Consider the following 25,729-nt stretch of genomic DNA (forward strand, 5'->3'; position numbering starts at 1 on the left):
CATGACAGCGAAGCGTTTGATGAAGAACTGCCTGCTGGCGGCAACAGCTATGCTTGCACTTGTCGAGGCTCCGGCTTTTGCAGGTCCGCTGGACGATCATTTCCAGAGCCCGCCCGTCGATGCTCGGCCCCGGCTGCGTTGGTGGTGGCCGGGCGATGCGGTGACGGATCAGGAATTGCAGCGTGAGCTGAAGCTGATGGCGGACACCGGATTTGCCGGTGCGGAGATTCAGTCGTTCACGCCCAATTTCGTGACGCTTACGCCGGACGAGAAGGCACGCGTCGATCAATATGCCGAGCCGTCCTTCTTCGCCCATGTACGCGCCGCGGGGGAGGCGGCGAAGGCGTTGGGCCTGACGCTGGACTATACGCTGGGTTCGTCCTGGCCGTCCGGCGGCGGCTTTGCCATCCCGCCGGAACTGGCGTTCACCGAACTCGCCATGGCCAGCACCCAGGTCAAGGGCGGCGAGGCTGGTCCGATCAAGCTCAATATCCCCAAGCGCACAAAGCGGCTGGGCGCGCTCAGTATGTTCGATGCGCGCGTCAAGGACCCAAAGGTAGCAGACTGGGGCAAGAGGATGGAGGGCCGGGCGCGCACCGTCGCGGTCGTTGCGGTCAAGGGCAGTGCGCCGGTGCTTCACCCTGCCGTGCCGGGCGCGATGGGCATGACATTGACGCCGTGGCGGGATGTGGTGACGGCAGGCACGCTGGACCCGGCAAGCAGCGTGCTCCTGACCAGCAAGTTGCGTGATGATGGCACGCTCGACTGGACGCCGCCGCCCGGCGACTGGCAAATCTTCGTGTTCCGCCAATATGCCTCCGACGTCGGTGTGCTAGGCGCGGCCGGGCAGGGGCCGCAGCTGATACTGGATCATATGAACCCGCAAGCCTTTGCGGCGCATGCGGCGCGCGTCGGTGATCCGTTGGGGAATGACCCGGTCGGAATCCGATCGACATTCGTGGACAGCCTGGAATTGATGCAGGATATTCAGTGGGGACCTGAATTGCTGCAACAGTTCAGGAAGAGGCGCGGCTATGACCTGACGCCCTATCTGCCCTTCGTCGTCCAGCCCGGTTGGATGCAGGCGTGGAGCGAGCATTGGTCGCCGCCCTATTTCGACACGGCGAACAGCGATGTGGCGGAACGGGTTCGCGCCGACTATCGCCGCACGGTGTCCGACATGATGATCGAGGGGTTCATCCAACCCTTCGTCGCGTGGAACCATGCGCATGGCCTGAAGGCCAAGTTCCAGGCGCATGGCGGCGCTTTTGATACGATCCGGGGATATGGTCTGGCCGACATACCGGAGACCGAGGATTTGCCGGGCGCGGGCGATCCGTTTTTCATGCGCATGGCCCGGTCGGGTGCGCATCTTTATGGGCGTCCAATTGTATCGGCGGAAAGTCTGGCATGGGGGAATCGCCCCTATGATGTGACGCCCGACGAAATGCGGCGGCGGGTCGATGCCTTCATGGCGGGCGGCGTCAACTCCATGATCCTGCATGGTTATAATTATCGCTTCCATGCCGACGATTGGCCCGGCTGGCACGCTTTCCAGCCAAGCCCCTTCGCTGGCGGCTTTTCCAGCATGTTGAACGAGACCAACCCGGTGTGGCCCGCAATGAAGCCTTTGGCGGGCTATATCGGCCGATTGCAGGCTGTCATGCAGGCAGGTGAAGCGGTGGTTCCGGTCGCCTATTTCTATGGCCGCTACGGCTATTATGTCGGCATCGAGGATGACGGCGCGGGCAAGCAGGCAGCGGAAAAGGCGTTCCTGGCGGGAGGCTATGATTTCGACCGGATCAACCCGGATTCGATCGCTCATGCGCGGATCGAAGGGAAGCAGCTCGTTTCGCAGGGCGGCCAACGCTATCCGGTGCTGGTGTTGCCGCCGATCGACGGCATTCAGGCAGAGACAGCCGAGGCGATCGCGCGTTTTGCCAAGGCGGGACTGCCGGTTTTCTTCACCGATCGAGCGCCGAGCCGGGATGAAGGGCTCGCCCGGGCTCGCCAGCGTGATGCGAGGGTGAAGAAGGCAGTCGCCGCCGCGCTGAAATCCGGAGCGAAGATCGTTCCCGCCGCTGGCATGACTGATGCGCTGCGAGCAGCGGCGATTCCGGCCAATCTGCGCTTTTCCGGTGACGCTTCCGATCTTTACTTCGTCCAGCGGAAGATCGAGGGCCGTACCGCGACCTTTGTGTACAACAGAGGAGAAGCCACACGGCAGGTGACGCTGACGCTGCCCGAAGTGGGGGGCGTGACGCGGTGGAATGCGATGGACGGCACGGTTGCGCCTGTGTCGGCGCGCGCCGCTGGGCAGGCGACCGACGTGCCTCTTAGCCTTGGGGCGGGGGAAAGCGCGCTGCTGATGCTCGATCCCACGACGCAGGCTGTCACCGTTCCGGCATCCGCTACCGTGGCCAGCATGACGCTGCCCTTGGATGGATGGCGGCTTCAGGCGACCGGTCATGTCCAGCGCAAGCCCTACAGCCAGGATTTCGCCTCTATCAGTTTGAAGGACTGGCAACAGGTGCCTGAACTGGCGCGCTTTGCAGGGACGGGAACCTACATGCGCACGATCAATGTCGATGCGGGCTGGCTGACCAAGGGAACGAGCGTCATGCTGGATCTGGGCAAAGTGCATGACGTCGCCACGGTGACGGTCAACGGACAAAGCCTGCCCACCCTGTTCAGCGCACCGTTTCGCGTCGATGTGACGAAGCTGGTGCGGGCAGGCAAGAATGACATCAGCGTTGTTGTCGCCAACGCACCCCAGAATGCGATGATCGATCCCAAGGATACGATTTACAAGAAGCTGAAGCCGGTTCCGGCCGGATGGCTGGGGCCAGCGAAACTGGAGGCGCAACGGTGAGAGGGCGGCGTTTCGCAGCCGCGCTCGCATCCTGCCTGCTGATCGCAGCGGCGCCGGTCGTAACTTCTCCAGAAGCGGGATTGAAGTCGGTCAATCCGGAGTTGCGGCCGGTCGCGCGCGGCATCATGCAGGCGCAGCGGAGCGGGGCGATGTACAAGCCTGCCAAGCCCGGCCCACTGCCCGCAGGGGTTGAGGAGCGGCAGGCACCCGGATCGCGCGGACATCCGCCGGTGCCGGTCTATGTCGTGAACGCTGGTGCCGAGCAGGGGGCGCCGCGCGGCGCCATCTTCTTCGTTCATGGTGGCGGTTTCATCGGCGGCGATGCGCGGGACAATCTGCCCGCGCTCAAGAGCCTGGCCGAGCGGCTGAACTGTGTGATCGTGTCGGTGCAATATCGGTTGGCGCCGGAGACGCATTTCCCCGGACCTCTGGAAGATGCCTATGCGGGTTTGAAATGGCTGCACGGCAATGCCGCCGCGCTGGGCGTCGATCCGGGTCGGATTGTCGTCATGGGTGAAAGCGCGGGTGGCGGTCTGGCTGCCATGCTGACGATTGCGGCGCGTGACAGGGGCGAGGTGCCGGTCGCGTTTCAGGCGCTTATCTACCCCATGCTGGACGATCGGACGGGTTCTTCGCGTCCGGTGCCGCCGCATATCGGCCAGCTGATCTGGACGGCGGAGTGGAACCGGAAGGGCTGGCAGGCGCTGCTTGGGCGGCGGCCTGGCGCTGCCACTCAGCCTGAAGGCGCGGTGCCTGCGCGGGTGAAGAACCTCAAAGGGCTTCCGCCGACCTTTATCGGGGTCGGGTCCATCGACCTGTTCGTGAACGAGGATGTCGAGTTTGCCCGCCGCCTGATCGATGCGGATGTCCCTACCGAATTGCTGGTGATACCGGGCGCTTTCCACGGATTCCAGCTGATCGTGCCGCGCGCGGCCATATCCCAGCAATTCAATGCCGCGCTCGATGCAGCGTTGGCCCGCGCCCTTTCGCCGGAGAAAAAATGATGACGATGCGCACATTGCTGGCGGCTTTGCTGATGTTGGGCGCTGCGCCCGCCGCTATCGCTCAGACTGGTGGCGCTGAGGGCTGGATCAGTCATGCGGAGGCGGGGCCGACGGTGCGGCCGATCGTCCTGCATTTCCGTCGTGCGTTCGCCCTGCCCGGCAAACCAAGCTCTTATAAGGTACGAGTAACGGCTGATAATAGGTTCATATTATTTGTGAATGGCGCACGTGTGGCGGCGGGGCCTTCGACGGGCGACATCGCCCATTGGCGCGAGGAGAGCATCGACCTTGCGCCCTATATGAAGCGAGGCGTCAACGTCATCGCGGCGACGGTGTGGAACGGTGTCCAGCCACTGAAGCTGCCCGCCAATGCCACGCCCGCGCAGGTTTCGGCGGCTCAGGGCAGTTCGCTGTTCACCAATACCGCGCCGCTGTTCCAACAGAGCGTCGCGACCGGGTTTCGCCTGATCGGCGAAGGCGAGGCGGCAGAGCTTTCGACTGACCGGCAGGGTTGGCGAGTGAAGCGCGACCAAGGCCGTGGCTTCGCCAATGGCTGGGGGCAGGTGAAGCGATGGTATTATGTCGCGGGCAACCCCGAGAAGATCGATGCGGCGAAGGCTGATTTCGATGCCGCTGGGCCGCAGGAAAAGGGCGAGGGCTGGCAGGACGCGGTGCCCGCTCCCGATGCGGCGAAGCGGACGCTGGTGGCCGAACGGCTGCCGCAGCAATCCTATACGCCTGTGGCAGCGGGCAAGGTGGTGCGGACTGATCTGCCTGCCGCCATGGCCTTTCCCGCGCGGGCAGTGACGATCCCGGCCAACAGCAAGGCGACCTTGCTTATTCAGCGCGATGCGATGGTGTCGGCCTATCCTCAGTTGGACGTGTCCGGCGGCAAGGGTGCGGCGATCAAGCTGCTGTGGACCGAGGCGCTGTACGATGCGCAGGGCCGCAAGGGCGACCGCAACCTGATCGAGGATCGCAAGCCGATCGGCATTTGGGACAGCTTCATCGCCGACGGAGAAAAGCGCAGTTTTGCCCCGCTATGGTGGCGGACATGGCGTTATGCCGAAATCACGGTCGAGACCAAGGATCAGCCGTTGGTGCTGGAGGGGCTGCGCGCGTACGAGACGGGCTATCCGTTCCAACAAGTCGGTAAGTTCCAAAGCGATGATCCTGAACTTGCACGGATTTTCGATATAGGATGGCGCACGGCGCGGGTCGATGCGCATGAAACCTATATGGACACAGCCTATTGGGAACAGCTGCAATATGCGGGCGACACGCGCCTTCAGATGCTGATTTCCTATGCCGTGTCGGGTGACCCTCGTCTGGCGGAGCAGGCGATCGATGCCTTTGCTGCGTCCGATGTCGATGGCGGGCTGATGGAGGGCGCCTGGCCGACGCGTGGCAATAATGTGATCGCGCCCTTCGCGCTGATGTGGGTCGGCATGCTGGATGACTGGCGATTGCGCCAGCCCGATCCCGCGCCCATCGTCCGTAACATCCCGCGCATGCGCCGTGTTCTGGACTGGTTCGAAACCTACCGCCGTCCGAGTGGCCTATTGGGCAAGAACCCGCAATGGAACTTCATCGATTGGGTCGGCCAGTCCGCCACCGACCGGACCATCTTTCCTTCCTATGGCAAGACGGATGAAAGCTGTTTGATGAGCGTCAACTGGCTCGGCGCTCTCCAGCAGGGAGCAGCGATTGAGGCAGCCTTTGGCGACGCCAGCCAGGCGCAGCGCTATGCCGCGCGTGCCGAGACGGTGAAGGCAGCGATCCGCAACCGGTGCTGGGTTCCGGCGCGCGGTCTTTATGCCGATAATCCTGACGGCGACCGAATCAGCCAGCATATGAACGCGCTGGCTGTCCTTTATAATGTTGCGAGCCGCGACGAGGCCGGGGCCATCATTGACCGGATAATGGTGCCGGGCAAAGGGATAGACGCGCCGGAAGGGATCACCAGCGTCAGCTATTATTTCTCCTGGTATCTGGCGCAGGCGCTGGTCCATGCGGGCAAGAGCGACCGTTATCTCGACATGCTCAAGACGTGGCGTGATCTGCTGGCGATGCACTATACGACCTGGCCGGAAGAGCGCGACGACGCGGGACAGGGGGGCAAGGGCCAATCGACGCGATCGGACAGCCATGCATGGAGTGCGCATCCCAGCGCGGATTTATTGGGTATCGTGGCCGGGATTGGACCTGATGCGCCGGGCTATGCGCGGCTGAAGGTTGAGCCCGCACTGGGATCGCTCAAGAGCCTGTCCGCAACCGCTGCCACGCCTCAGGGGCCGGTCAGCGTCCGCTACCGGATTTCGGGAAGCACCTTGAATGCCGAGATCACCCGGCCGACGGGGTTGCCGGGCGATTTCCGGTGGAATGGCAAGCGCTATCCGCTTACCCGCGCCACCACCAAGCTGAAGGTGCCGGTGCGCTGAGCGGGTTGACGAACTCAGCGCTTAGGGGCTTCCTTTGCGCCGAAGCCGTTGAGGTCGATCCAGCGGAACAACGCTTCCGTCCACCCTTGCGTGGCCGTGCCCTTGTCACCCAGGCCGAAACCATGACCGCCACGTTGATAGGCGTGGAACTCGATCGGGCGGCGAGCAGCGATCCAGCTTTCGATGAGCGCATAGCCCGCGCGTCCTGACAGCGGGTCGTCGGTCGCCATCGCCACGAAGGCGGGTGGCGCGTCGGTGGGCACGTCCACCTTTTCCATCGGCGGATAGAGCATGACGGAGAAGGCTGGACGGTCGGCGGGCGACGCGTCGATGGTCACGCGGATCGTCGTTCGCGCTCCGGCAGAAAAGCCGATCATGCCCACCTTGGCGGGATCGACATGCCATTGGGCTGCGCGCGCGCGGACGAGCTTCAGTGCCGCGATCCCATCGGCGATCGCATAAGGGGGTGTGACGATGCGCAGACCTTCGCCGGGCTTGCCGACCCATTCGGTCATTCTGCCCTGCATCATCTTGCCGAAAGCTGGCCAGTCGCGCGGGGTCGGGTCCAGCCGGTATTTGAGCACGAAGGCGGCGATGCCCTGATCGGCCAGCAGGCGAGCGACCTCCATCCCCTCATGATCCCAGGAAAGCGTCATGAAGCCGCCGCCCGGCGCAATGACCATGGCAGTGCCGGTCGCTTTTGCCGGGTCGGGGAGGACGGGCAGCAAGGCGGCTTCGCTGGTATTGCGGACGCTCATGTTGCCGGATTTGCCGAACCAGATTTCAGGGCCGTTGCCACCGGGCACGAGACCGGTGCCAAGCGGTATCGCCTGCTGTAATTCCGACGGGGCGGGCAACTGCGCAGCCGCCGCCGTGGCGCCCAAGATCCATGCGATAGCCAAGCATTTCAGCTGATTTTTCATCCCACCTCTCCTTCTATCTTGTTCCGCTCAACCGGCGGCGTCGCCCCATACCTGCGTGAAGAAGGGATTGCGCGCCGCCTCCGCTTCATAGGTGGCGGTATCGAGCATGGTGACGGGGCACCAATGACCGCCCTGGAGGTATAGACGTGGCGTCATCGTGAAGCGATGGCCTACAGCGGACTGCCATTCCACGGGTACGTCCGGGCCATCGAAAGAGTTGCCGAGATATTTGCCGCCGCGATATTCCGCCGCTGCCTTCAAATCATCGATCCGCCAATCTTCCGGCGAACGGCTTTCATCATAGCCATGATCGAGCAAGGTCGGTTCCCGCGAAGGCTGGGCGAAGCGGAAGTCGTCCCAATTGCGGGGAATGGCTTCCCATGCCGTGCGTGATCCGAAATAAGCGCGGATCTTGGCTTCATTATTGGTGGCGAACCAGTTGAGGCTGCCGTCCGGCCCGTTGGCCAGCTTTTCGATCTGTTTTGAAACGACGCCCGGCATCAGCTTGGGCACAATGCGGGCGATCCACGGCATATGCCGTGGGGCTTCGCGGAAATACTCATCGAGCGATTGTTCACGGAAGGGCACCAAGGCTTCGAGCCGGTCGGAGTCAGCATACCATTGGCCGTGGAAATTGCGGGTGGCAAACCAGTGCGGTTTCAGCACCTTGCGGTAATTGGGCATGGATTTCTCCATGAACTCATGATTCACCACGCGCGATGACGCGCCACCGCCAAGATTGTAGAAATTGCGCCAAAATGCATCCGGCACATTGTCGCCGCATAGTGCCGCCATCAAGCGGCCGCTGTCATTGGCGGTAGACCATTCGAACACGCCATTGAGCGGATTATGGAACATGATCGGATCGAAAATCTTCCACATTTCGAAATGCGCCATCCCGCTTTGGCGCACCGATGCCCAATGGGTGATGCCGCTCTGTGCGACGATCGCTTCCGCCTGTGTCTTTGTAACGGCATAATGATCATAGGCGCTGATCTTGATTGGATCGCCCGTCCGCCCCCAATGCACAGGTGCATTGCGGCTGCCGGTTTCGGCGATGGTGCCGATATAGATGAGCCGTGTCTGCTTGGGATCGCCCACTGCGTGGATCGCATCGACGATATTCTGCGCGCCTCCGACGTTGACACGGGTCACAAGCTCGGCCGGAAGGCGATCCGCAAGCGGTGACACCAGAGCGCCGACATGGAGCACAACATCGGCGCCCTCGACCCCCTTACGGATCGACATAGGGTCGGTGAGGTCGCCCCATATCACCTCGGCCAAGCCACGGCGCTGAACGTCCTTGACAACGGGGTGGGACTTTTCCTCTGGCCTTACCAATATTCGCAGGCGCAGCGTGTCCGCCTTTTCCGCAATGCGCTTCACCGTTTCGCGGCCCATATTGCCGGTGGCCCCGGTCAGGAAAATTGTCTTGCGGCTGTCAGTCATACGGCTCCCTCGAACAAGACCGATGCAATCGCACTTTGCCGTACCAATAACAAGGATGTAGTTGATATGCTCTTCCTGACGGGGACAGGTGATAGCCATCGTGTCAACGAAGAAAGCTATCAGATGAAAATCGGTTCATCTGTATGCGTATGTATAGGTCAGATTTTAGACGTAAATTAGGGAAATGGCCTAACCTCACTGTTGCCCATAAAGCACGGGTTCGTGCGAAAATTTACAAAACATGACTCACCGGATTGCGGGGTGGCCGCACGACCGTTAGCGGCCCTCAACATCGTTGGGACCAAGTCCCTGCTAATCAAGGAAAGGACGTCATGAAGAAGGTGAATGGAATCTCTGCGTTGTTGTGCGGCGCAGCGCTGATCGTCCCCGTCGCTGCCTGGGCGCAGGATGTCGCCAGCGGCGAAGCGGATGGAACGGCTGAAATCGTCGTCACTGCGACGCGCGAGTCAAGATCGCTCCAGTCGGTGCCGATGGCCGTCAACGTCGCGACCGGCGAACAGCTCCAGAAGTTCAACATTTTCGACGCGAAGGACGTGCAGCAGCTTGCACCTGGTCTTGAACTGACCAACACCTCGGGCCGCAACAACACAACCACCCTGCGTGGCGTGACCTTCGATCCCGATCAGGGCACCAGCCCGGCGGTTCAGGTCTATTACAACGAAATCCCGACCGACGCGCAGACCGTCTATACCGCTCTTTATGACATTCAGCAGATCGAAGTGCTGCGTGGTCCGCAGGGCTTGCTGCGCGGTCTGTCTTCGCCGGCTGGTTCCATCACCATCGCGACCCGCCGCCCGAACTTCGACGAAATCGAGGGCTACGCGCAGGCGACCGCTACCTCGCGCGATGGCTACAACGTGCAGGCTGGCGTTTCCCTGCCTTTCAACGACACGCTTGCGATCCGCGTCGCTGGCCTGGTCGATGGCAACCGCCTGAACAACGTCCGCAACATCACGACGGGCGAGCGCTCACGCAGCCGCACCGAAAGCGCGCGCGTAACGCTGGGCTGGCGGCCGAGCAGCGACTTCACTGCCTACCTGAGCTACCAGTATCTGTTTGCGGACAACAGCCAGTTTCAGCAGGTTGTCGGTGCTGGCAATGTGCCGGACGGCTTTAACCCGTCGGGGCCGGCTCTTTCTGAGGCGGATTACGCTGCGGTGTCGGACGGCCGGTTCCGCAACCAGAATGAGAGCCACATCGTCAATCTGGCCTTCGATTATGATCTTGGTCCGGCCACCTTGTCCTTCGCAGGCGCTCACCAGTACAGCAGGCTGAAGGCGGAACGCGATCTCGACACGGGCAACGCGATCCCCGATTATGTGCAAACGTCTACCATTGACACGCCCTATAAGGTGGACTCGGCGGAACTGCGCCTGGCGTCCAACAACAAGGAAGGTTTCGGCTGGGGTGTAGGTGCGTTCTACACGAAGCAGACTGGCACCGTTGTGACCAATCAGCGAGCTGACCAGTTCTTTACTCCGCTTCCTGTCGCGTTTGGCGTGTATCTGCCGATCGATACAGAGGTGTTCACTCCGGTGAATGCGCAGACATGGTCGTTCAACGGCAATTTGCGTTACCGTTCCAACGGCTTCTCGATCGAAGGCGGTTTGCGCTATTCCATTATCAAGAATGTGCAAACGACGGACATCTTCCTGACTTCTCCGGGTTATGCCGGTTTCGGCATACCTGCTTTTGAACGATTTGAGGAAGGCGTTCCTGCTGATCTGCAGCGGTTTACGAACAAGCCTCTGACAGGCGGCCTGACGGTTTCCTATGAGTTCAATCCGCGCCTCAACGTGTATCTGGCCTATGGCCACTCCTATCGGGCCGGTAGCACGGGGGTCGCTGTTCCCGCGGGGGTGAGCCGGGACCTGATCCGTACACAACCCGAAAAGACCGATTCTTTCGAAGCCGGTCTGAAGGGCAAGCTGTTCGACAATCGGGTGAATTTCACAGTATCGGCGTTTTACCAGACGCTTGAAAATTATCTGAGCCGGTTCACGGGCATCCAGTATAACTGCCCTGAATTGAACGGGGCCTGCAGTGTCAATGGAACGGCGATCGCCCCTGGAGAACCGACCAACGGCGGCTTCGACTTCAATTATAATGGCGATGCCAAGATCAAGGGCGTGGAAGCTTCCATCGATGGTCGCATCAACGATAATTGGAACTTGGGCATTAGCGCATCCTATGTTCGTGCGCGTTTCGAAGATGCTCGCGTACCTTGCAATGACTACGCAGGTACGGGCGTTCCCAACCAGGACGCTCCTTCACCCGTCATCACTGGCCCGGGCAATGTCAGCTATTGCGTGACCAACGGTCGCCTGTCCCAAACGCCGGACTTCACCCTCACCGCGAATACGGAAATCCGTTTCCCGATGGGTGAATTCACCCCGTTCGTGCGGGCGCTCGTCAACTATCGTCCGGGCTTCTATGCCGACCAGGTCGATTATGACTACCGTTCGCGCACCCTGCTGAACGTTTTTGCGGGCTTCCGCACGGAAGACGATCGGTTCGAGCTGACCGCTTTCGCGAAGAATTTGCTGAACCAGAAGCGGATCACCAACATCAGCCTGGGCACCGCCCAGATCAACACGGCTGCTGGTATCCCCTATGAGTCCGGTTATCGCATCGTGAACGTGACCAATCCGCGCGAATTCGGCCTGACCGGAATGTTCCGGTTCTAATCTTGATCCTGTCGTTCGTTTAGGATCACAGAGGGCCAGTGGAGACTATCCACTGGCCCTTTTCTTGTATCTTTCGTGGAGTAGGATGAATGACCTCGCATTTTGGTTTTACAAAGCTTGTGGTGCAAGACCTGGAGGGCACCGCCGCCTTCTACAAGGATGTCGCGGGCCTGGTTGAAATGGCGCGGATTCAGGATACGGTCGGCGATCGGCAGATCGATGAAATCCTGTTCAATGCTACGGGCGAAGGCGGCGCTACCTTCGTTTTGTTCAAGTTTCTGGATCGGGATGCCCCCGCACAGGATGAGGTGATCCTGGGATTCCAGACGAGCGATCTTGAGGCATTTGTCGAGCGGGTCCAAAAGGCTGGCGGCAAAGTTGTCCAACCGATTGAAGTCAGGGAAGCTCATGGTGTGAAGGTCGCCTTCGTGACCGATACCGAGGGGCATCTGATCGAGGTTGTGGAATTGCTGGCCAGGTAAAAAAGGCGGCGCGAGGTGATCACGCGGCCACCAACCATTTTCCGCTCTATGTGCCCGTGGCGGATCGGCTATCCGCAGTGGGACGACGGCTCCTGTCGCGTCGGTCCTGGCGATCAACGGGGTGGGCGCTCGCTAAGATTGTGCGGGGGAGGTTGCGACAGGAGCTTGAAGAGCAGGGTGTCATGGCCCAATTAAGGGGCTTCCCTAGCCCGTTTGGGCTGCCCAAGCCAAGAGTAGCCATGACTTCGCTCAACCCCCTCCTTGCCGACACCGACCTGCCCGATTTCGCCGCCATCGAGGCAGCCCATGTGGTTCCCGCCATAGAGGAAGCGATTGACCAGCACCGCGCGGCGATCGAGCGGATTACGGCTGGGCAAGCCGATGACTTCGGCAGCGTCATATTGGCGGCGGAGCGGGCGGACTTTCTCCTGTCGCGCACATGGTCGCCCATCGGTCATCTTGCAGGGGTAGCCGACACCCCGGAATTGCGGGAAGCACACGCTTCGGCACAGGCCTTGATGACGGCTTATCTGATGGAGGCGGGGCAGAACCGGGCGCATCATGATGCGGTCGCGCGCGTGGCCGGCCGGCCCGATTTTGCCGATTTGGGTCCTGCGCAGAAGCGGGCCGTCGAATTGGCGCTGCGTGCCTTCCGTCTGGCAGGCGTGGCTTTGGAGGGCGAGGCCCGCCAGCGTTTCCTTGATATTGGCGTGGCGTTGAGCGACCTTAGCACCCGCTTTGGAAATGCCGTGCTGGACGCGACGGAAGCGTGGAGCGAGCATGTGACCGACGAGGCGGCGCTGGCCGGGGTGCCGGAAAGCGACAAGGCCATTCTTGCCGCCTTTGCGCAGGAAAAGGGCCTGCCGGGTTGGTTGATCACTCTGCGCCAGCCCAGCGTGCTGGCGATCCTGCTTCACGCCGACGATCGGGCATTGCGGGAGCGCGTTTATCGCGCCCACAATACACGCGCGTCTGATCAGTCAAATGATCGCAGCCATGATAATAGCGAGCGGATCGACCAGATCATGGCGCTGAGGCATGAAGCGGCGCAGATATTGGGCTTCAACGATTCCGCCGCGCACTCGCTTGAAACCAAGATGGCGGCGGATGCGGACGAGGCGCTGGCCTTCCTGGCTGACCTTGCCCAGCGTGCCCGCCCGGTCGGCGAGAAGGAACTGGGGGAGGCGCGAGCCTTTGCCGCTGAGCATTTTGCTTTGACCGAACTTTATCCGTGGCACCTGTCCTACGTCGCCGAAGCGATGCGGCGGACGTTGCATGGGGTCGATCAGGAAGCGCTGAAAGCCTATTTCCCGCTGCCTCGTGTGCTGGCGGGTACGCAGAAACTGATCGAGCGGCTTTTCGATGTGCGCCTGATCGAACGGGAAGCTGTTTCGACATGGCATCCCGATGTCCTGTTCTATGACGTGCTGGATGCGAGCGGCGAGATTGTGGCGGGGGTCTATCTCGACCTGTTCGCGCGGGCGGGTAAGCGTGGTGGGGCGTGGATGGATGTGTGCCGGGCGCGGTTCCGGGATGCCGATGCCTTTCACCGGCCGATTGCCTATCTGACCACCAACTTCGCACCGCCTGCGGGCGATCGTCCCTCGTTGGTGACGCATAATGATGTGGTGACGCTGTTCCATGAATTTGGCCATGTGCTGCACCATCTGCTGACGGAGGTCGATCTGCCGTCGGTCGGCGGCATTTCCGGCGTCGAATGGGATGCGGTCGAGCTGCCCAGCCAGTTCATGGAGAATTTCGCCTGGGAAAAGGACACGCTGATCGGCCTGTCCGGGCATGTGGATACGGGCGAGCCGTTGCCTGAGCCTCTATTTGACCGGCTGCTTGCTGCGCGGCAGTTTCAGGCGGGGCTGGCATTGTTGCGTCAGATCGAGTTTGCGACCTTCGACCTCCTGCTTCATCGCGACTATGATCCGGCGCAGGGCGCGCGGGTGTTGCAGACGCTGGAACAGGTGCGGGCGGCGGTGGCTGTTGTTCATCCGCCCGAATGGAACCGCTTTGCCCATGCGTTCAGCCATATTTTTGCGGGCGGATATGCGGCGGGCTATTATTCCTACCTTTGGGCCGAACTTCTGTCGGCCGACGCTTTCGAGATATTCTCTCATGCCGATCTGCCGGGGGGAGGCGCCACCGCCTTCCGCCGCGAGATATTGGCGGCGGGCGCCAGCCGTTCCGCAGCCGAGAATTTTCGGGCTTTCGCCGGACGCGCGCCAGAAGTCGATGCCTTGCTTCGATCACGCGGGCTGGCGGCCTAAACAGAAGGCCATTACAGCATGGACGGACCCCTTGTGATCAGTTGCCCGGCCTGCGCTACGCTGAACCGTGTGCCGAAGGAACGGTTGGGCGAGGGGCGTTGCGGGCGGTGCAAGCAGGCATTGTTCCAGGGTCGGCCGGTGACGCTGACCAGCGCCAATTTTTCGCAGCATGCGGTGAGCAGCGACGTCCCGCTCATCATCGATTTCTGGGCGAGCTGGTGCGGTCCCTGCCGCCAGATGGCGCCAGCCTTCGAAGCCGCCGCCGCGCAGCTGGAACCACATGCCCGGCTGGGGAAGATTGATACGGAAGCGGACGCCGATCTTGCCGCCCGCTATGCGATACGCAGCATTCCTTCGCTGGTCATCGTCTACAAGGGACGGGAAATCGCGCGCAATCCGGGCGCTATGCCGATGGCCGCGATCGTCAGTTGGGCGCGGCATCATCTGCCTGCGTGATCAGGCGGGCTCCTTGACCCGCTGGACGATGCTGCTGGCGAGTTTCGGCGCGACTTCCGCAAGATGATCGAAATGCGCTTCGAAATGAGCCATGCCCTGGCTCATCGAACGGATTTCCGCCTCCAGCCCTTGCAGTCCCGCTTCCGGTAGCAGGACTTCAATCACATCCCAGGCCGACCAACCTTCGCGGCTCGTCATCCGCAGCATTTGACCGCGACGGCTCGCCACGGCGGAGGTGATGCGGGATGATGCGGTGCCTGGCGTCATGATCGTCACATGCGCGACCGGCTCCAGCAGATAGGGGGAGGCGGCGGTCAGCGCGTCGCTCATCGCTATCCGTCCGGCGGTGCGGAAAGCGAGTTCGGAGCTGTCGACGCTGTGAAAGGAGCCATCGACCAAAGTCGCCGCGACATCGACCACGGGAAAGCCGAGAGGGCCTTTTGCCTGGGCGTCATGCACGCCTTTTTCGACGGCGGGAATCCACTGCTTGGGTATCGCGCCCCCCGTGATCCGTTCCTCGAAACGAAGGCCCTCTCCCCGTTCCAGAGGGCGCACTTCCAGCACGACATCGCCGAACTGACCATGGCCGCCGGACTGTTTTTTGTGCCGCCCGCGTTGCGTGACCGCTTTTCGGATCGATTCCCTGTAGGCGATCGTCGGCGGCTGTACCGATACCGCCACGCCATAGCGGCGCTTCAGACGGGCCAGCGCGACGTTCAGATGCTCGTCACTCACGCCGTGAAGCAAGGTCTCTCGTGATGCTTCGTCCTGGCTCCAGTGGAGGGCGTGATCTTCCTCCGCCAGCCGATTGAGGGCGGTGGACAGGCGCACCTCGTCCTTATGATCCTTCGCGGCGATCGCTACCGCGCAATTGGTTGCCGGTCGATCAGCGAGCAGCCCGTCGCCGCCGGGTTTGGCCGCGATGCCGATCAGGTCACCTGCCTTTATCGTGTCGATCTTGGCAATGCCGACGATCGCGCCCGGTTCGGCGGCGGCGATCTTGGTTGTGGCAAGACCCTGGAGTGCAAATATCCCGCCCGCGCGCAGGGATTGACCGCCATTGTCCTGGAGGTCGGCGCCGTCGTGCAAATTGCCGGCGAACAGCCGCGCGATCGCCAGGCGGCCTACCGTTGCCGCATGGGAAATCTTCAGCACCTGTGCCGCTGCTCCGGTGATGCCCAGTCGCTCCGCCGTTTTCGCGGGGGCAGGTGTGTCATGCCGTAGCATCTTGAGCAGGCGGCGGATACCAAAGCCATTGGCGGCGGAACCGAACAGCACCGGCACGATGAGACCGCTGGCGGTTTCCTGTGCGAGATCGGCGAAGATGGTTTGAAGGCTTGGCTGTTCGTCCGACAAGAGCTGTTCAAGCAGGATGTCGTCATGATCGGCCAGTTGTTCCAGCATATGGAAGCGCGCCTGGCTTTCATCAGCCTTCAACTCTTCGGCGAGTGCGATCTGCTGCGATTGCTTGCCTGCCTCATAATGATAGGCCCGTTCCAGCGCGAGATCGACGAAGCCGTCGACCCGATCGCCCGACCGGATCGGGATTTGCCGGGCGACGAGCGCGGCGGCGCTCATCGGGGCGACGGCCGTAAGCAGATCCTGGATGCTGCCACGCGCCTGCTCAATCTTATTGACGAACAGGGCGTGCGGAACGCCTGCGCGTTCGAGCTTGCGTAGCGTGGGTTCTGCCAGAGGGGCGCGGGCCGGGTCGGGATCGATCACGACGATGGCGAGGTCGACCGCATTGAGAGCGATGGCTGCATCATCGGCAAAGCTGGGCGAGCCCGGAATATCGACGAGGGAGAAATGATCTCCCATCCATTCGAACTGCATGAGGTTGAGTTCGGTGGAGCTTCCCCGCTCTCGCGCTTCCGGACTTGCATCGCCGACGCTGGTGCCAGCTTCGACCGATCCCTGTCGCGAAACAGCCCCGCTGATGTGCATGATAGCTTCCGCGAGGCTGGTTTTACCCGCTCCGGCGGGGCCGATCAGCGCAATGGAGCGCGATTGCGTGCCGCTCATCCTTGCTCTCCTCATCCCGTCTTTCGTGGCGAAGACGGTTCTTCTGACGGAGCGATGTTCTGCCTATCGCGGGGGGAACGCAAGGGGGCTTCGACCGGATCGCGCCACCGCCCGGCTAAGCGCACATGCAGTTGCGAGATGTGCATTGCGATCATTCATAATAGTCGTCCTTATCTGCCGGAACTGGTTCAACCGCCGTTCGATTAATTAAAGCGCGGAGAAAGGTGAGCTGATGCCCAAGGATGAAGAGCGGCGGCAGCGGCGAAATGCCAAGCGATGGCTGTGGGCGATCGTTGCTGCGGGTCTGGCTCTGGCCGCGCTGATAGCTTATACCAGCCTGCGTGCACCCGATCCGGCATCGCGAAGGTCAGATGTGGCGGTCCCGGCCTCTGCAACCGCAGCACCAGTTGGGGACGACACCCGGAACGAATCGCCGCATCGGTAATTGCAATCTTTGCGATCCCTGCACGAGGGACCGATCTTCCTCATTTTCAGGAGTTTGATCGATGTCGCTAACCGGACTTACTGCCATCATCATCCTGATCGCTGCGGCCCTGCTCGGCCTGGTGCTTTATGCGCGTAATCGGGGGAGGTTGAGTAGCGGAGCCGCGTTAATCGCGGCCCTCGTCATCATCGCTGCGGCTTCCGTCACGATGATGTATCCGTCTTTCCTGACCGCGACGCACGCGGATCGGCCGGTGCCTTGAGCCGCATGATTGTTCCCGATCAAGCGCCGGATTCACGAAGCGTTGCACTTCACTATGATGAGCTTGACCTCGCCTATCGTCGCATCTGGGGCGATCATGTTCACCACGGATATTGGCGCACCGGGACCGAAACGCCTGAGCGGGCCGCTGCCGAGTTGGTGGCTGCGGTGGAGCAAAGGCTTGGCATAGAGGCTGGGCACCGTATTTGCGACATTGGTTGCGGATATGGGGCGGCAGCGGCCGATATCCTGACACGCCATGATGTGTCGATCGTCGGCCTGACGCTATCGGCGGCCCAGCACGCAATTGCGCAAGAGCGTTCGCCACGCTTTACCTGTCTGGTGCGGGATTGGTTGGACAACGGCCTGGAAACGGCGTCGTTCGACCGCGCTTATGCGATCGAAAGTTCCGAGCATATGACGGATAAGCCGCGCTTCTTCACCGAGGCAAGACGCATATTGCGGCCGGGCGGCCGTCTGGTCGTGTGCGCCTGGCTGGAGGGGGAGGGGGCGTCCGCTTGGGAGGTGCGGCATTTGCTCCTGCCGATATGCAAGGAGGGCAGGTTGCCCAGCATGGGAAGCCGGGAAGATTATCTGACATTGGCCTCTGACGCTGGATTTCGCCTGGTGGATTATCGGGACATCAGCCGGGAGGTGCGCCGGACTTGGTCGATATGCCTTGGTCGTTTGGCGAAGAGCGTGTTGAGCGACCGGGACATCCGTCGGCTTGCGATTGGCCGCGCCACGATGAGCCGCGATTTCGTATTGAGCCTTCCGCGCCTCATCCTTGCGCTACGCACAGGGGCGATGCGGTATGGGATATTCCAGTGGGAAGCGGTCTAGCCGCCGTGGGTCCAGCGTCGCGATTCACAGATGAATAGCACGCAGCCGGTGAGCTTCAGCGATCCGTCAGGGTTGCGCGCCAGTGACGAGCGATAGCTCTTGCCGCTTTTCGGATCATAGGCCCGCCCGCCCGTCCATGTGGAACCGGATCGGTTGAAATCCCAGAGGGTAAGAAGGCCCGCCAGAGGCCGCGCGCGAAGGCGAGGGTTCGGGTTGTGCACGTCTGTCTTGGGGACATCGGCACCCGTATCGAGCACTCGCACGATACGACCGCACAGTTTCGCGCCGCACGGCTCGATCCTGACAAGGCCCTTGCCATCGTCCGTCACCCATAGACCGGCTACGTCGGTTGCAGGAACCGCAGCCGAAGAGGCGAGCAAGAGGAGGGAAGCCGCCAGCATTGTCATACTCCTATCCGCCCCCGCCCTTGCACGGTGAGACAAAAACTGTGGCGCATCAACTGCTTTCTCCGTGGTAGAATGATCGCGGGAGAAGACGAGACATGGTAAAGCTCATCACAAGATCGCGTCAGGAAGAGCAGATGGACGCGCCCGATCTCGATCCGGCGGTATATGAGCGGGTTCTGCATGATCTGGCGCGGGTCAATCGATGGACGTTCACAGCCTGGCCCACCATCGCCTTTCTCCAACGCGCGGTAGGACAGGCAAGACATTTCCGCCTGCTCGATGTCGGATTTGGCGACGGCGATGTTCTGCGCGCGATTGCCCGATGGGCGCGGCGCCGGGGTATCGATGCTGAGCTGATCGGCGTGGACCTGAATGAAAAGAGTTTGCAGGCGGCCCGGCATGCGACCCCGTCCGACCTGTCGATCGATTATCGGGCTGGCGACTATCTCGATCAGCCGGAACCGTTCGACTTCATCATTTCAAGCCAGGTCACGCATCATATGACCGACTCGCAACTGATGACCTTCCTGCGTCATATGGAAGCGAAAGCGAGGATGGGCTGGTTGATCTGCGACCTGCACCGCCATGGTTTTGCGCATTGGGGCTTCCCCATTCTGGCGCGACTGCTGCGCGTCCACAGGATCGTGCGGGAAGACGGTCAATTATCGATCGCCCGATCGTTCCGGCGTCGGGAATGGGTCGATCTGCTGGCGCAGGCTGGCATATCCGAGGATCAGGTGCGGATAGTGCGCCGTTTCGCCTTTCGCCTGTGCGTGGAGCGCGTGCGGGAGACGCCGCTTACCCTTTCCTGATCCGGGTGAGGGATGCGGCGCCCGTTCCCAATCGAGGCGCGAACCGTAACAGCGACATGAGGATATTGCGGGTCAGGGGCGCTGCGGCGCCATGGCGCAGGGCTTCGGCAATGCCGACAGGCCGCTCGCATTGCCGCCGCCATTTGTCCTGCCATGCCGGTGAGGCTTCTGGTCCTGCGGCCAGCATCGCCTCGGCGGCGCTCGCGCCGCTGGCCAGGGCGATGGCGATACCGTCGCCTGCGAGGGAGGCTATGACGGCGCTCTGATCGCCGATCCGAAAGACGCCTTTGTGGCTTTGCGGCGCGCGCCAGCCATAGGGAACACCCGCGACAGCATCGAAATGGGCGGGGACGCCTTGAAGCCGTTCGCTGAGCAGTGGCGCCTCCTGTTGCAACTCGTCCAGCAGCGCGGGAACGCTCCCCGCTGTAGTGAGCCGATCTCTGCTTACCGACAGGCAGAGATTGACCGATCCATCCTCCTGCAACAGCAGTCCTGCATAGCCTTTATCGAACAGGTGCAGTTCAACGAAGCCCGACAGCGTGCCATGCAATGCGGAGGACGTAGGGAGAGAGGTGCGTAGCCCGATCGATGAGCTTGAGAAATCCCGGGCGACGCCGCGCAGCTCATGCTTGCCGACGCCTATGAACAGGGCGTCTGTGGCAAGTGTCTCGCCATTGTCGAAGCGCACGGCGCGGCTATCTGGATCGGCCATGCGGGCTGTTCGGCCTCGGCTGACGATAGCACCGGCGTCGGCCGCTGCCTGCATAAGGGCATTGTCCAGGACGTGGCGGGAAATGCCGCCGGCTGTGGCGGGCAGGGCGGCTTCGACGCAGCGTGTCCCCGTGGCCAGCCTGAAGCGGCTTATGGGCCGCGCCCCAAGCTTCCAGGGGTCCACTCCCAATTCCATAAGGCCAGCGATCGCGTCCCAGCCAAGGAAGCCGCCGCATACGCCAGCGCGGGCAGCGGCATGGCGTTCAATCAGATGCGGCCTCATTCCGGCGCGGGCGAGGGTGATGGCGGTGGCCGATCCTGACGGGCCGCCGCCTATGATGAGCGCCTCCAGCTTGGCCGCTCCTGTCATCATCCGGCCCGCGAAAAGCGGAACCCTTCCGCAGCGACACCCGGTCCGAAGGCGAGCGCGACGCCGGGGCCGGGGCTCCCTTCATCGAGCAGATCGCTCAGGATAAACATCAGCGTTGCGGACGACATGTTGCCGTGGCGCGCGAGGATGCCGCGAGACACAGCCAGCGCATCGGGTTGCAGGTCCATGCCGTTTTCGACTGCGTCCAATATGGACCGGCCCCCGGCATGAACCGCCCAATTCGCGACCGATGCGGGATCAGTCGAACCGCAAATCCGGTCCCTGACGCAATTGTCTCGTAGAGCGGTCTGAATGCGGCTCGGGACTTCGCCCGACAGGTGCATGACGAAACCGGCGTCGCCGATCTCCCAACGGATGAGATCGGCAGAACCTTCCAGATTGATCGCGAAGGGCGCATCCATCGCGAAACCGCGATCCTGCGCGCTGACCAGTGCCGCTGCCGCGCCATCGCCGAATTGCAGCATCATCAGCAATCTTTCGACCTGCTGTTCCCGCTGAAGGTGAAGCGAGGACAGTTCGACGGTGACCACCAGCACGCGCGCGTCGGGCTCCGACCGCACGATATGCCGCGCAGTCCGAAGCGCCGCGACCGCTGCGTAACAGCCCATGAAACCTACAAGTGTCCGCTCCACACTGACCAGACCCAGCGCGTCGGCGATGATCTGATCGACGCCGGGAGCGACGAAGCCGGTGCAACTGGCAACGACCAGATGGGTAATGCCATCGAGAACTATCTTTGCGCGCAAGGCGTCGATGGCTCGCAGGGCCAATTCAGGGGCGTAGCGATGATAGAGTTGCATGCGTTGCGATGTCGAAGGCGTGGCGTCCGCATAAAAGCCGCCGGGATCGACAGGTGAGGCTTCCGCGTCCACTTGGGGAAGGACCGACCAGCGATGATTGATGCCGCTGCGCTCTGCCATGCGGACGAACAGGCTGCGCGCCCGTTCATCCACTAATTGCTGACTGGCCCATCGAATGAAAGGGGAATGCACATCCTGGTCAGGAACGGCGCAACCTATCGCGTTTATGCAGGCACGTCTTTCGTTCATCGCATTCCACTTTGTTGCCGGGGTCTATAACGCCGACGATGCGATATATGATCCGGGCTGGACAGGGTCCAACATGTGTAGCGCGATTTTGATTGCTTCCCAATGAATTGGGATTGGCGTCAGCCGTGACGAACCGTCACGGGCACCATTTCCTCCCACAACAGTTCGAGCTTGCGCCGCGTAAAGCGCCACGCGTCACCATCACGACGCCATTCATCGAGATAACGGATCGTCCAGCGCAAAATCTGGTCCGCGTCGGTGAGCAGATGATCGGCGGTGCAATAGGTCTCACCGCTGGCTCTGTCATCGTCGATCATAACTGTTTGGTTATGGATGCGATGGAAGGTCGAGCGGAACATCTGCGCGAGTCCGTCGATCGACATCAATGTCGCCTCCAGTCCTTCTGTGACGAAGCCCGGCCCTTCAATCCGGCAGTCATTCGCCAGCACGGATCGCCACAGCTGCTTGTCCTTCCGATCCGCACCCTGAGCGTAGATTTCCGCCGTGCGCCGGAGTGCTGCCTCATCGATCAGCTTGTTCATCGCGCCGCTCACAAGTTCATTCCGTTGCCAGTAACGATCGGCATGTTGGTCCAGGTCCCGTTTATATCACGAATCCATCCGGCCGCTGCCAGCGAACCGCCATCGACATTGATGGCTGTTCCCGTGACCCAGGACGCGAGCGGGCTGGCGAGGTAAAGCGCTGCACCTGCGCAGTCGTCCGGATGGCCGAAGCGGCCGAGCGGCACCCATCTTTGCACATGTTCGCGGTTTTCCGGCGGCACCATATAATTGATCGGGGTTTGGGGTGTGTCCGTGGTTTCCGGCGCGATGTCATTCACCCTGATGCCGAGCGGCGCGAGTTCGAGCGCGAGGCTCTTGGTGAAGCCCGTTATCCCCCATTTGGCGGCGGCATAGACGGAGCAGTTGGGAATGCCGCGATAGGCTTCGATGGAGGTGATGTTGATGATCGAACTGCCGGGGGCCGATGCCTTCAGTAGCGGGAGCAGGCGGTTCGTCACGTGCATGAGGCTGATCAGGTTGAGACCGACAATTTCCTGCATCTCATCACGTGAAAGATCGGAAAATGCTTTGGCATGAAGGAAATGGCCGACATTGTTCACAAGAATATCGAGCTTCCCGCCCGTTTCCTGTTTCAGTCGGTCGGCCAGCGCATCAACCTGTTGCGGATCATTGACGTCGCATTGGATTGCCCTACCGACGGTGAAATTGGCGCAGCGTTCCGGATCGATCTCTGCAATGAAGACCTGTGCGCCTTGCCGTGCAAAAGCATCGGCGCAGGCGCGTCCGATCCCCGCGCCGCCACCAGTCACCAAAACCGTCTTGCCCGTGAAATCCAGCATCATCCTGTCCTCGATTATTCTGTCCGTTGATCAGGCGCCGCCCAGTAGGTCCGGATTGCGCCGCAGTTCCTGTCCGCCATCGACCGCGAAGGATTGCCCGGTGACCCAGGACGCAGCGGGGCTGGCGAGATAGGCCACCGCCGAGGCGATATCTTCCGGCTCTCCCGTCCGTTTGAGCGGCGTTTGCTCCAGAAAGCGATCAATGACCGCCGGGCTGGCGAACATGTCCGCCGTCGCGTCGCTGCGGGTGAGGCCGGGGCGAACCGCGTTCACGCGAATACCGAGCGCGCCCAGTTCGTCCGCCACCGTCCGGATCAATGCTTCCAGCCCGGCTTTGCTGGCGCAATAGGTGGCGAGCGCGGGGAAGGGGAGGGTCGCGGCGGTGGACGATATGCACACGATCGACCCGCCTTCGCGCATTAACCTGGCTCCGGCCTGCATCGCGATGAAAGCGCTGGTGATGTTGAGGTCAAGATCCCGGCGCAAATCCTCCACACTGATCGAGAGGAAGGGGCCGAAGCCGCCGCCTCCGACCGCAGGCACCAGAATGTCGAGGCGATCTGCCATGGCATAGGCTTGCGCAAGCGCGTCGCCGACATCCTTTTCGGACGTAGCATCACCAGCGAAGGTCGCGACCTGGGCGTCCGGAAAATCGCTGATTATGCGGGCGCGCGCTGCGTTCAGCGCTTCCTGCCTGCGCCCCGTGATGAGCACGCGCGCGCCATCGGCAACCAGCGCCCGTGCGCAAGCCGTGCCGATACCGCCGCTGCCCCCTGTAACGACCGCCGTTTGGCCCGCCAGAGGAGCCATACTCATTTTGCCGACCGGAACTGATCGACGACTTCCTGCACCGCACGCGCGACATCGTTGCGGCGGTAGCGAAGGTCAGCCAGCGTCTTGGCGTCGGGCTCGTACCGCACGACGTTTCCGCGCCCGGTGACGATCGCGACGTCCGGCAGCAGGGGATGTTCCTGGTCCAGCGCAGGCACATCCACGTCGTTCCCGGCGGCCCGGAAGAACAGCTTGAAATAGTCCGCGAAACTCAGATTTTCGTCGCCGACCAGATAGGCTTTGCCATTTTCGCCCCGTTCCAAAGCGGTCTCGACCGCTTCGGACAAGGATTGGGTGGAAATGAAGTTGGTGCCGCCAGCAGGGCCGAAAGGCGGGATGCCAAGCTGTCCTTCGGCATAACGGGTATATGCTTCGAACATCGGCAAGCTCATGCCCGGAACGGTGCCAACAACGAACGGCGCATCCAGGCTGACAACGTGGAAGCTATCGTCCGCCAGCGCGGCAATACCGTCGGTGGCTAGCTTGCGGGCGCGGATATAGACGTTTGTTTCCAGCAGTTCCGGTGCAATATGCGGGTAGAAGCTGCCGATATGGATGAAGTGGCGCACGCCCGCCTGCTTGGCAAGCGCGGCGAACTGCGGCACCGCTTCGGCGTTCGCGCGCAGGACATGAGCGTCATAATCGGCCCCTTGCGGAACATGGCGGATATCGTTGCCCGCCGCGAAGACGATGGCGTCAAAGCCGGTCAAGTCCTGCGTCGTGAAGCTACCCTCAACATAATCGCCCTGCAAAAAAGGCAGGCGCGACAATTCAGTGCTTTGTTGCGGGGGCTTGCGGCCCGAGACGGTAACATCATGCCCCTGCGAAGCAAGATGAAGGGCCGCATGGCCGCCGATCATGCCGGTGCCGCCGATAACAAGAATTTTCATGATAGCTTCCTCTCCACGGGCGCCTCGCGCCTCCTGATGAAAAAGGGCTACCGATTCTAGTTTCGATTTGCAACAAGGCACCGATTAGGTATTAGGTATCTTATGGATACCAAAGTGGACCCGCAAACCGCCCTGCAGATTCTCGAACTGGTCGGGAACAAGTGGACAATGCTCGTCACCTACAGACTGGGTGATGGCGAGATGCGCTTTTCCGATCTCAAGCGCTGCGCAGCGCCTATCAGCTCCAAGATGCTGACCCAGACGCTGCGCGAACTTGAGCGTTTCGGGATGGTGTCAAGGGAAGTCCGGCCGACCATGCCGCCGAGCGTGGAATATCGACTGACAGATCTGGGCAGGGGTTTCCTGGGGACAGTCAGTCAGATTTGTAACTGGATCGGCGACAATCATGAAGCGCTGGAACAGGCGCGCCAGCGCGAGGCTGCAAGGTCGCAGGACAGTCGTGTGGCGTTCATCGGCGTTTGACCTGCTGTCTGGATCAACGAGTCATATTCAAGATTTCCTGAAAGCGTCGCGACTCATAGCAGCGATCACCGGGTCAAAGGCTTCTACGATGTTTCCGCTGATTTGTGTTTCGACGCGCCGTTCAATACGCCAGCCGATTTCGAGCCGACGGTAGGTCACCTGATAGTAGCCAGCCGCGTGGCGTTGGCCGCTATGCGTTGCCCCGGGCCGGAATATGCCGATCCACTGGAAGTGGACCTGGCCCCAAGCCATGTCTCCGTCAATGCGAAGGCGGGGCGCGGTGTTAAAATGGAGCCCCTGATAATATTCACTGACTTCCGCGCAAAACCCCGCAAGTTCCTCTGTTCCTGTCACTAGGCGGGTTGGCTGGTCGCCGGATTTGGTAATCTCGAACACTCCGTCCGGGGTGAAGACGTCCGCCCAACCATCTGTGTCTCCGCTATCCCAGGCGCGGGAATATTCTGCTTCCAGATCGATAATCTCTAACCGGTCTTCTGCGGCCGCGAGACGTCGTTCGAATGTGGCAAATGCGTTTTCCATGATTTGATCCCGAAAAGAGGTGAGCGCGATTGCGCCCTCAATTTGATGTCTTCATGCGAGCTGCAAC

At 61.5% G+C, this 25,729-nt stretch carries 23 protein-coding genes; 12 read left to right on the plus strand and 11 right to left on the minus strand.

The window, feature by feature from the left end:
- Position 1: 1 nt before the first annotated feature.
- From ACZ5ZH_RS15045 to ACZ5ZH_RS15055, 3 genes are read left to right on the plus strand one after another with little or no spacing between them, the layout of a single operon-like run.
- On the plus strand, positions 2-2,872 hold the full coding sequence (locus ACZ5ZH_RS15045; RefSeq protein ID WP_464772848.1) for a glycosyl hydrolase: 2,871 nt from the start codon (positions 2-4) through the stop codon (positions 2,870-2,872).
- Positions 2,869-3,876 (plus strand): alpha/beta hydrolase, encoded by a 1,008-nt coding sequence (locus ACZ5ZH_RS15050; protein WP_464775255.1) that lies wholly within the window; start codon positions 2,869-2,871, stop codon positions 3,874-3,876. The genes ACZ5ZH_RS15045 and ACZ5ZH_RS15050 overlap by 4 nt, the downstream gene beginning before the upstream one ends.
- The gene (locus tag ACZ5ZH_RS15055; RefSeq protein WP_464772850.1) at positions 3,873-6,317 is read left to right on the plus strand and encodes an alpha-L-rhamnosidase-related protein; all 2,445 of its coding nucleotides are present in this window, start codon (positions 3,873-3,875) and stop codon (positions 6,315-6,317) included. Before ACZ5ZH_RS15050 ends, ACZ5ZH_RS15055 begins: the two co-directional genes overlap by 4 nt.
- A gap of 14 nt (positions 6,318-6,331) precedes the next feature.
- Here ACZ5ZH_RS15055 and ACZ5ZH_RS15060 read toward each other — a convergent pair whose 3' ends face one another.
- Both ACZ5ZH_RS15060 and ACZ5ZH_RS15065 read right to left on the minus strand, forming a co-directional pair.
- Entirely contained in the window at positions 6,332-7,240 is a 909-nt protein-coding gene (locus tag ACZ5ZH_RS15060) for an alpha/beta hydrolase (RefSeq protein ID WP_464772851.1), read from the minus strand.
- A gap of 27 nt (positions 7,241-7,267) precedes the next feature.
- The gene (locus ACZ5ZH_RS15065; RefSeq protein WP_464772852.1) at positions 7,268-8,689 is read right to left on the minus strand and encodes an NAD-dependent epimerase/dehydratase family protein; all 1,422 of its coding nucleotides are present in this window, start codon (positions 8,687-8,689) and stop codon (positions 7,268-7,270) included.
- Between the two features lie 332 nt (positions 8,690-9,021).
- Between ACZ5ZH_RS15065 and ACZ5ZH_RS15070 the strand changes: the two genes are divergently transcribed.
- From ACZ5ZH_RS15070 to trxC, 4 genes are all read left to right on the plus strand, one after another.
- Complete coding sequence (locus tag ACZ5ZH_RS15070; RefSeq protein WP_460988985.1) at positions 9,022-11,397, plus strand: TonB-dependent receptor; 2,376 nt, start codon at positions 9,022-9,024, stop codon at positions 11,395-11,397.
- Positions 11,398-11,486: 89 nt separating this feature from the next.
- Positions 11,487-11,879, plus strand: a complete 393-nt coding sequence (locus ACZ5ZH_RS15075) for a VOC family protein (RefSeq protein ID WP_464772853.1) — start codon at positions 11,487-11,489, stop codon at positions 11,877-11,879.
- 239 nt (positions 11,880-12,118) lie between these two features.
- Positions 12,119-14,155 (plus strand): M3 family metallopeptidase, encoded by a 2,037-nt coding sequence (locus ACZ5ZH_RS15080; protein WP_464772854.1) that lies wholly within the window; start codon positions 12,119-12,121, stop codon positions 14,153-14,155.
- 18 nt (positions 14,156-14,173) lie between these two features.
- On the plus strand, positions 14,174-14,611 hold the full coding sequence (gene trxC / locus ACZ5ZH_RS15085) for a thioredoxin TrxC (protein WP_460988988.1): 438 nt from the start codon (positions 14,174-14,176) through the stop codon (positions 14,609-14,611).
- On the opposite strand, the gene ACZ5ZH_RS15090 is transcribed toward trxC, so the two are convergent.
- Entirely contained in the window at positions 14,612-16,636 is a 2,025-nt protein-coding gene (locus tag ACZ5ZH_RS15090) for an elongation factor G (protein WP_460988989.1), read from the minus strand.
- Positions 16,637-16,868: 232 nt separating this feature from the next.
- On the opposite strand from ACZ5ZH_RS15090, the gene ACZ5ZH_RS15095 reads away from it, so the two are divergent.
- The 3 genes from ACZ5ZH_RS15095 to ACZ5ZH_RS15105 all read left to right on the plus strand — a co-directional run bounded on the left by ACZ5ZH_RS15095 (position 16,869) and on the right by ACZ5ZH_RS15105 (position 18,185).
- Complete coding sequence (locus ACZ5ZH_RS15095; RefSeq protein WP_449469069.1) at positions 16,869-17,081, plus strand: hypothetical protein; 213 nt, start codon at positions 16,869-16,871, stop codon at positions 17,079-17,081.
- Positions 17,082-17,142: 61 nt separating this feature from the next.
- Entirely contained in the window at positions 17,143-17,343 is a 201-nt protein-coding gene (locus ACZ5ZH_RS15100) for a hypothetical protein (RefSeq protein ID WP_460988990.1), read from the plus strand.
- A 5-nt stretch (positions 17,344-17,348) separates the two neighbouring features.
- Positions 17,349-18,185, plus strand: a complete 837-nt coding sequence (locus ACZ5ZH_RS15105; protein WP_460989125.1) for an SAM-dependent methyltransferase — start codon at positions 17,349-17,351, stop codon at positions 18,183-18,185.
- On the opposite strand, the gene ACZ5ZH_RS15110 is transcribed toward ACZ5ZH_RS15105, so the two are convergent.
- Positions 18,182-18,586, minus strand: a complete 405-nt coding sequence (locus tag ACZ5ZH_RS15110; RefSeq protein ID WP_460988991.1) for a DUF2147 domain-containing protein — start codon at positions 18,584-18,586, stop codon at positions 18,182-18,184. The two genes, ACZ5ZH_RS15105 and ACZ5ZH_RS15110, sit on opposite strands and share 4 nt — an antisense overlap.
- Positions 18,587-18,687: 101 nt before the next feature.
- Between ACZ5ZH_RS15110 and ACZ5ZH_RS15115 the strand changes: the two genes are divergently transcribed.
- Positions 18,688-19,404 carry a methyltransferase domain-containing protein gene (locus ACZ5ZH_RS15115; protein ID WP_464772855.1) on the plus strand — a complete coding sequence of 239 codons (717 nt, stop codon included), beginning with the start codon at positions 18,688-18,690 and terminating at the stop codon, positions 19,402-19,404.
- On the opposite strand, the gene ACZ5ZH_RS15120 is transcribed toward ACZ5ZH_RS15115, so the two are convergent.
- The 6 genes from ACZ5ZH_RS15120 to ACZ5ZH_RS15145 all read right to left on the minus strand — a co-directional run bounded on the left by ACZ5ZH_RS15120 (position 19,391) and on the right by ACZ5ZH_RS15145 (position 24,639).
- A complete protein-coding gene (locus tag ACZ5ZH_RS15120; RefSeq protein ID WP_464772856.1) occupies positions 19,391-20,488 on the minus strand; it encodes an NAD(P)/FAD-dependent oxidoreductase in 1,098 nt (365 codons plus the stop codon). The genes ACZ5ZH_RS15115 and ACZ5ZH_RS15120 overlap by 14 nt on opposite strands.
- Positions 20,485-21,555, minus strand: coding sequence for a type III polyketide synthase (locus ACZ5ZH_RS15125; protein WP_464772857.1), 1,071 nt, complete (start codon positions 21,553-21,555; stop codon positions 20,485-20,487). Before ACZ5ZH_RS15125 ends, ACZ5ZH_RS15120 begins: the two co-directional genes overlap by 4 nt.
- 119 nt (positions 21,556-21,674) lie before the next feature.
- Positions 21,675-22,097 (minus strand): nuclear transport factor 2 family protein, encoded by a 423-nt coding sequence (locus tag ACZ5ZH_RS15130; protein ID WP_464772858.1) that lies wholly within the window; start codon positions 22,095-22,097, stop codon positions 21,675-21,677.
- Positions 22,098-22,105: 8 nt separating this feature from the next.
- Positions 22,106-22,918, minus strand: coding sequence for an SDR family NAD(P)-dependent oxidoreductase (locus tag ACZ5ZH_RS15135; protein WP_464773292.1), 813 nt, complete (start codon positions 22,916-22,918; stop codon positions 22,106-22,108).
- A gap of 30 nt (positions 22,919-22,948) precedes the next feature.
- Complete coding sequence (locus ACZ5ZH_RS15140) at positions 22,949-23,728, minus strand: SDR family NAD(P)-dependent oxidoreductase (RefSeq protein WP_464772859.1); 780 nt, start codon at positions 23,726-23,728, stop codon at positions 22,949-22,951.
- Positions 23,729-23,730: 2 nt separating this feature from the next.
- Positions 23,731-24,639 (minus strand): NAD-dependent epimerase/dehydratase family protein, encoded by a 909-nt coding sequence (locus ACZ5ZH_RS15145; RefSeq protein ID WP_464772860.1) that lies wholly within the window; start codon positions 24,637-24,639, stop codon positions 23,731-23,733.
- A 102-nt stretch (positions 24,640-24,741) separates the two neighbouring features.
- Here ACZ5ZH_RS15145 and ACZ5ZH_RS15150 point away from each other — a divergent pair, with 102 nt between their 5' ends.
- Positions 24,742-25,122, plus strand: coding sequence for a winged helix-turn-helix transcriptional regulator (locus ACZ5ZH_RS15150; protein WP_464772861.1), 381 nt, complete (start codon positions 24,742-24,744; stop codon positions 25,120-25,122).
- A 27-nt stretch (positions 25,123-25,149) separates the two neighbouring features.
- Here ACZ5ZH_RS15150 and ACZ5ZH_RS15155 read toward each other — a convergent pair whose 3' ends face one another.
- On the minus strand, positions 25,150-25,662 hold the full coding sequence (locus tag ACZ5ZH_RS15155) for a nuclear transport factor 2 family protein (RefSeq protein ID WP_464772862.1): 513 nt from the start codon (positions 25,660-25,662) through the stop codon (positions 25,150-25,152).
- Between the last annotated feature and the right edge of the window lie 67 nt (positions 25,663-25,729).

It is taken from the genome of Sphingobium sp. TomMM7A (genome assembly GCF_055397305.1).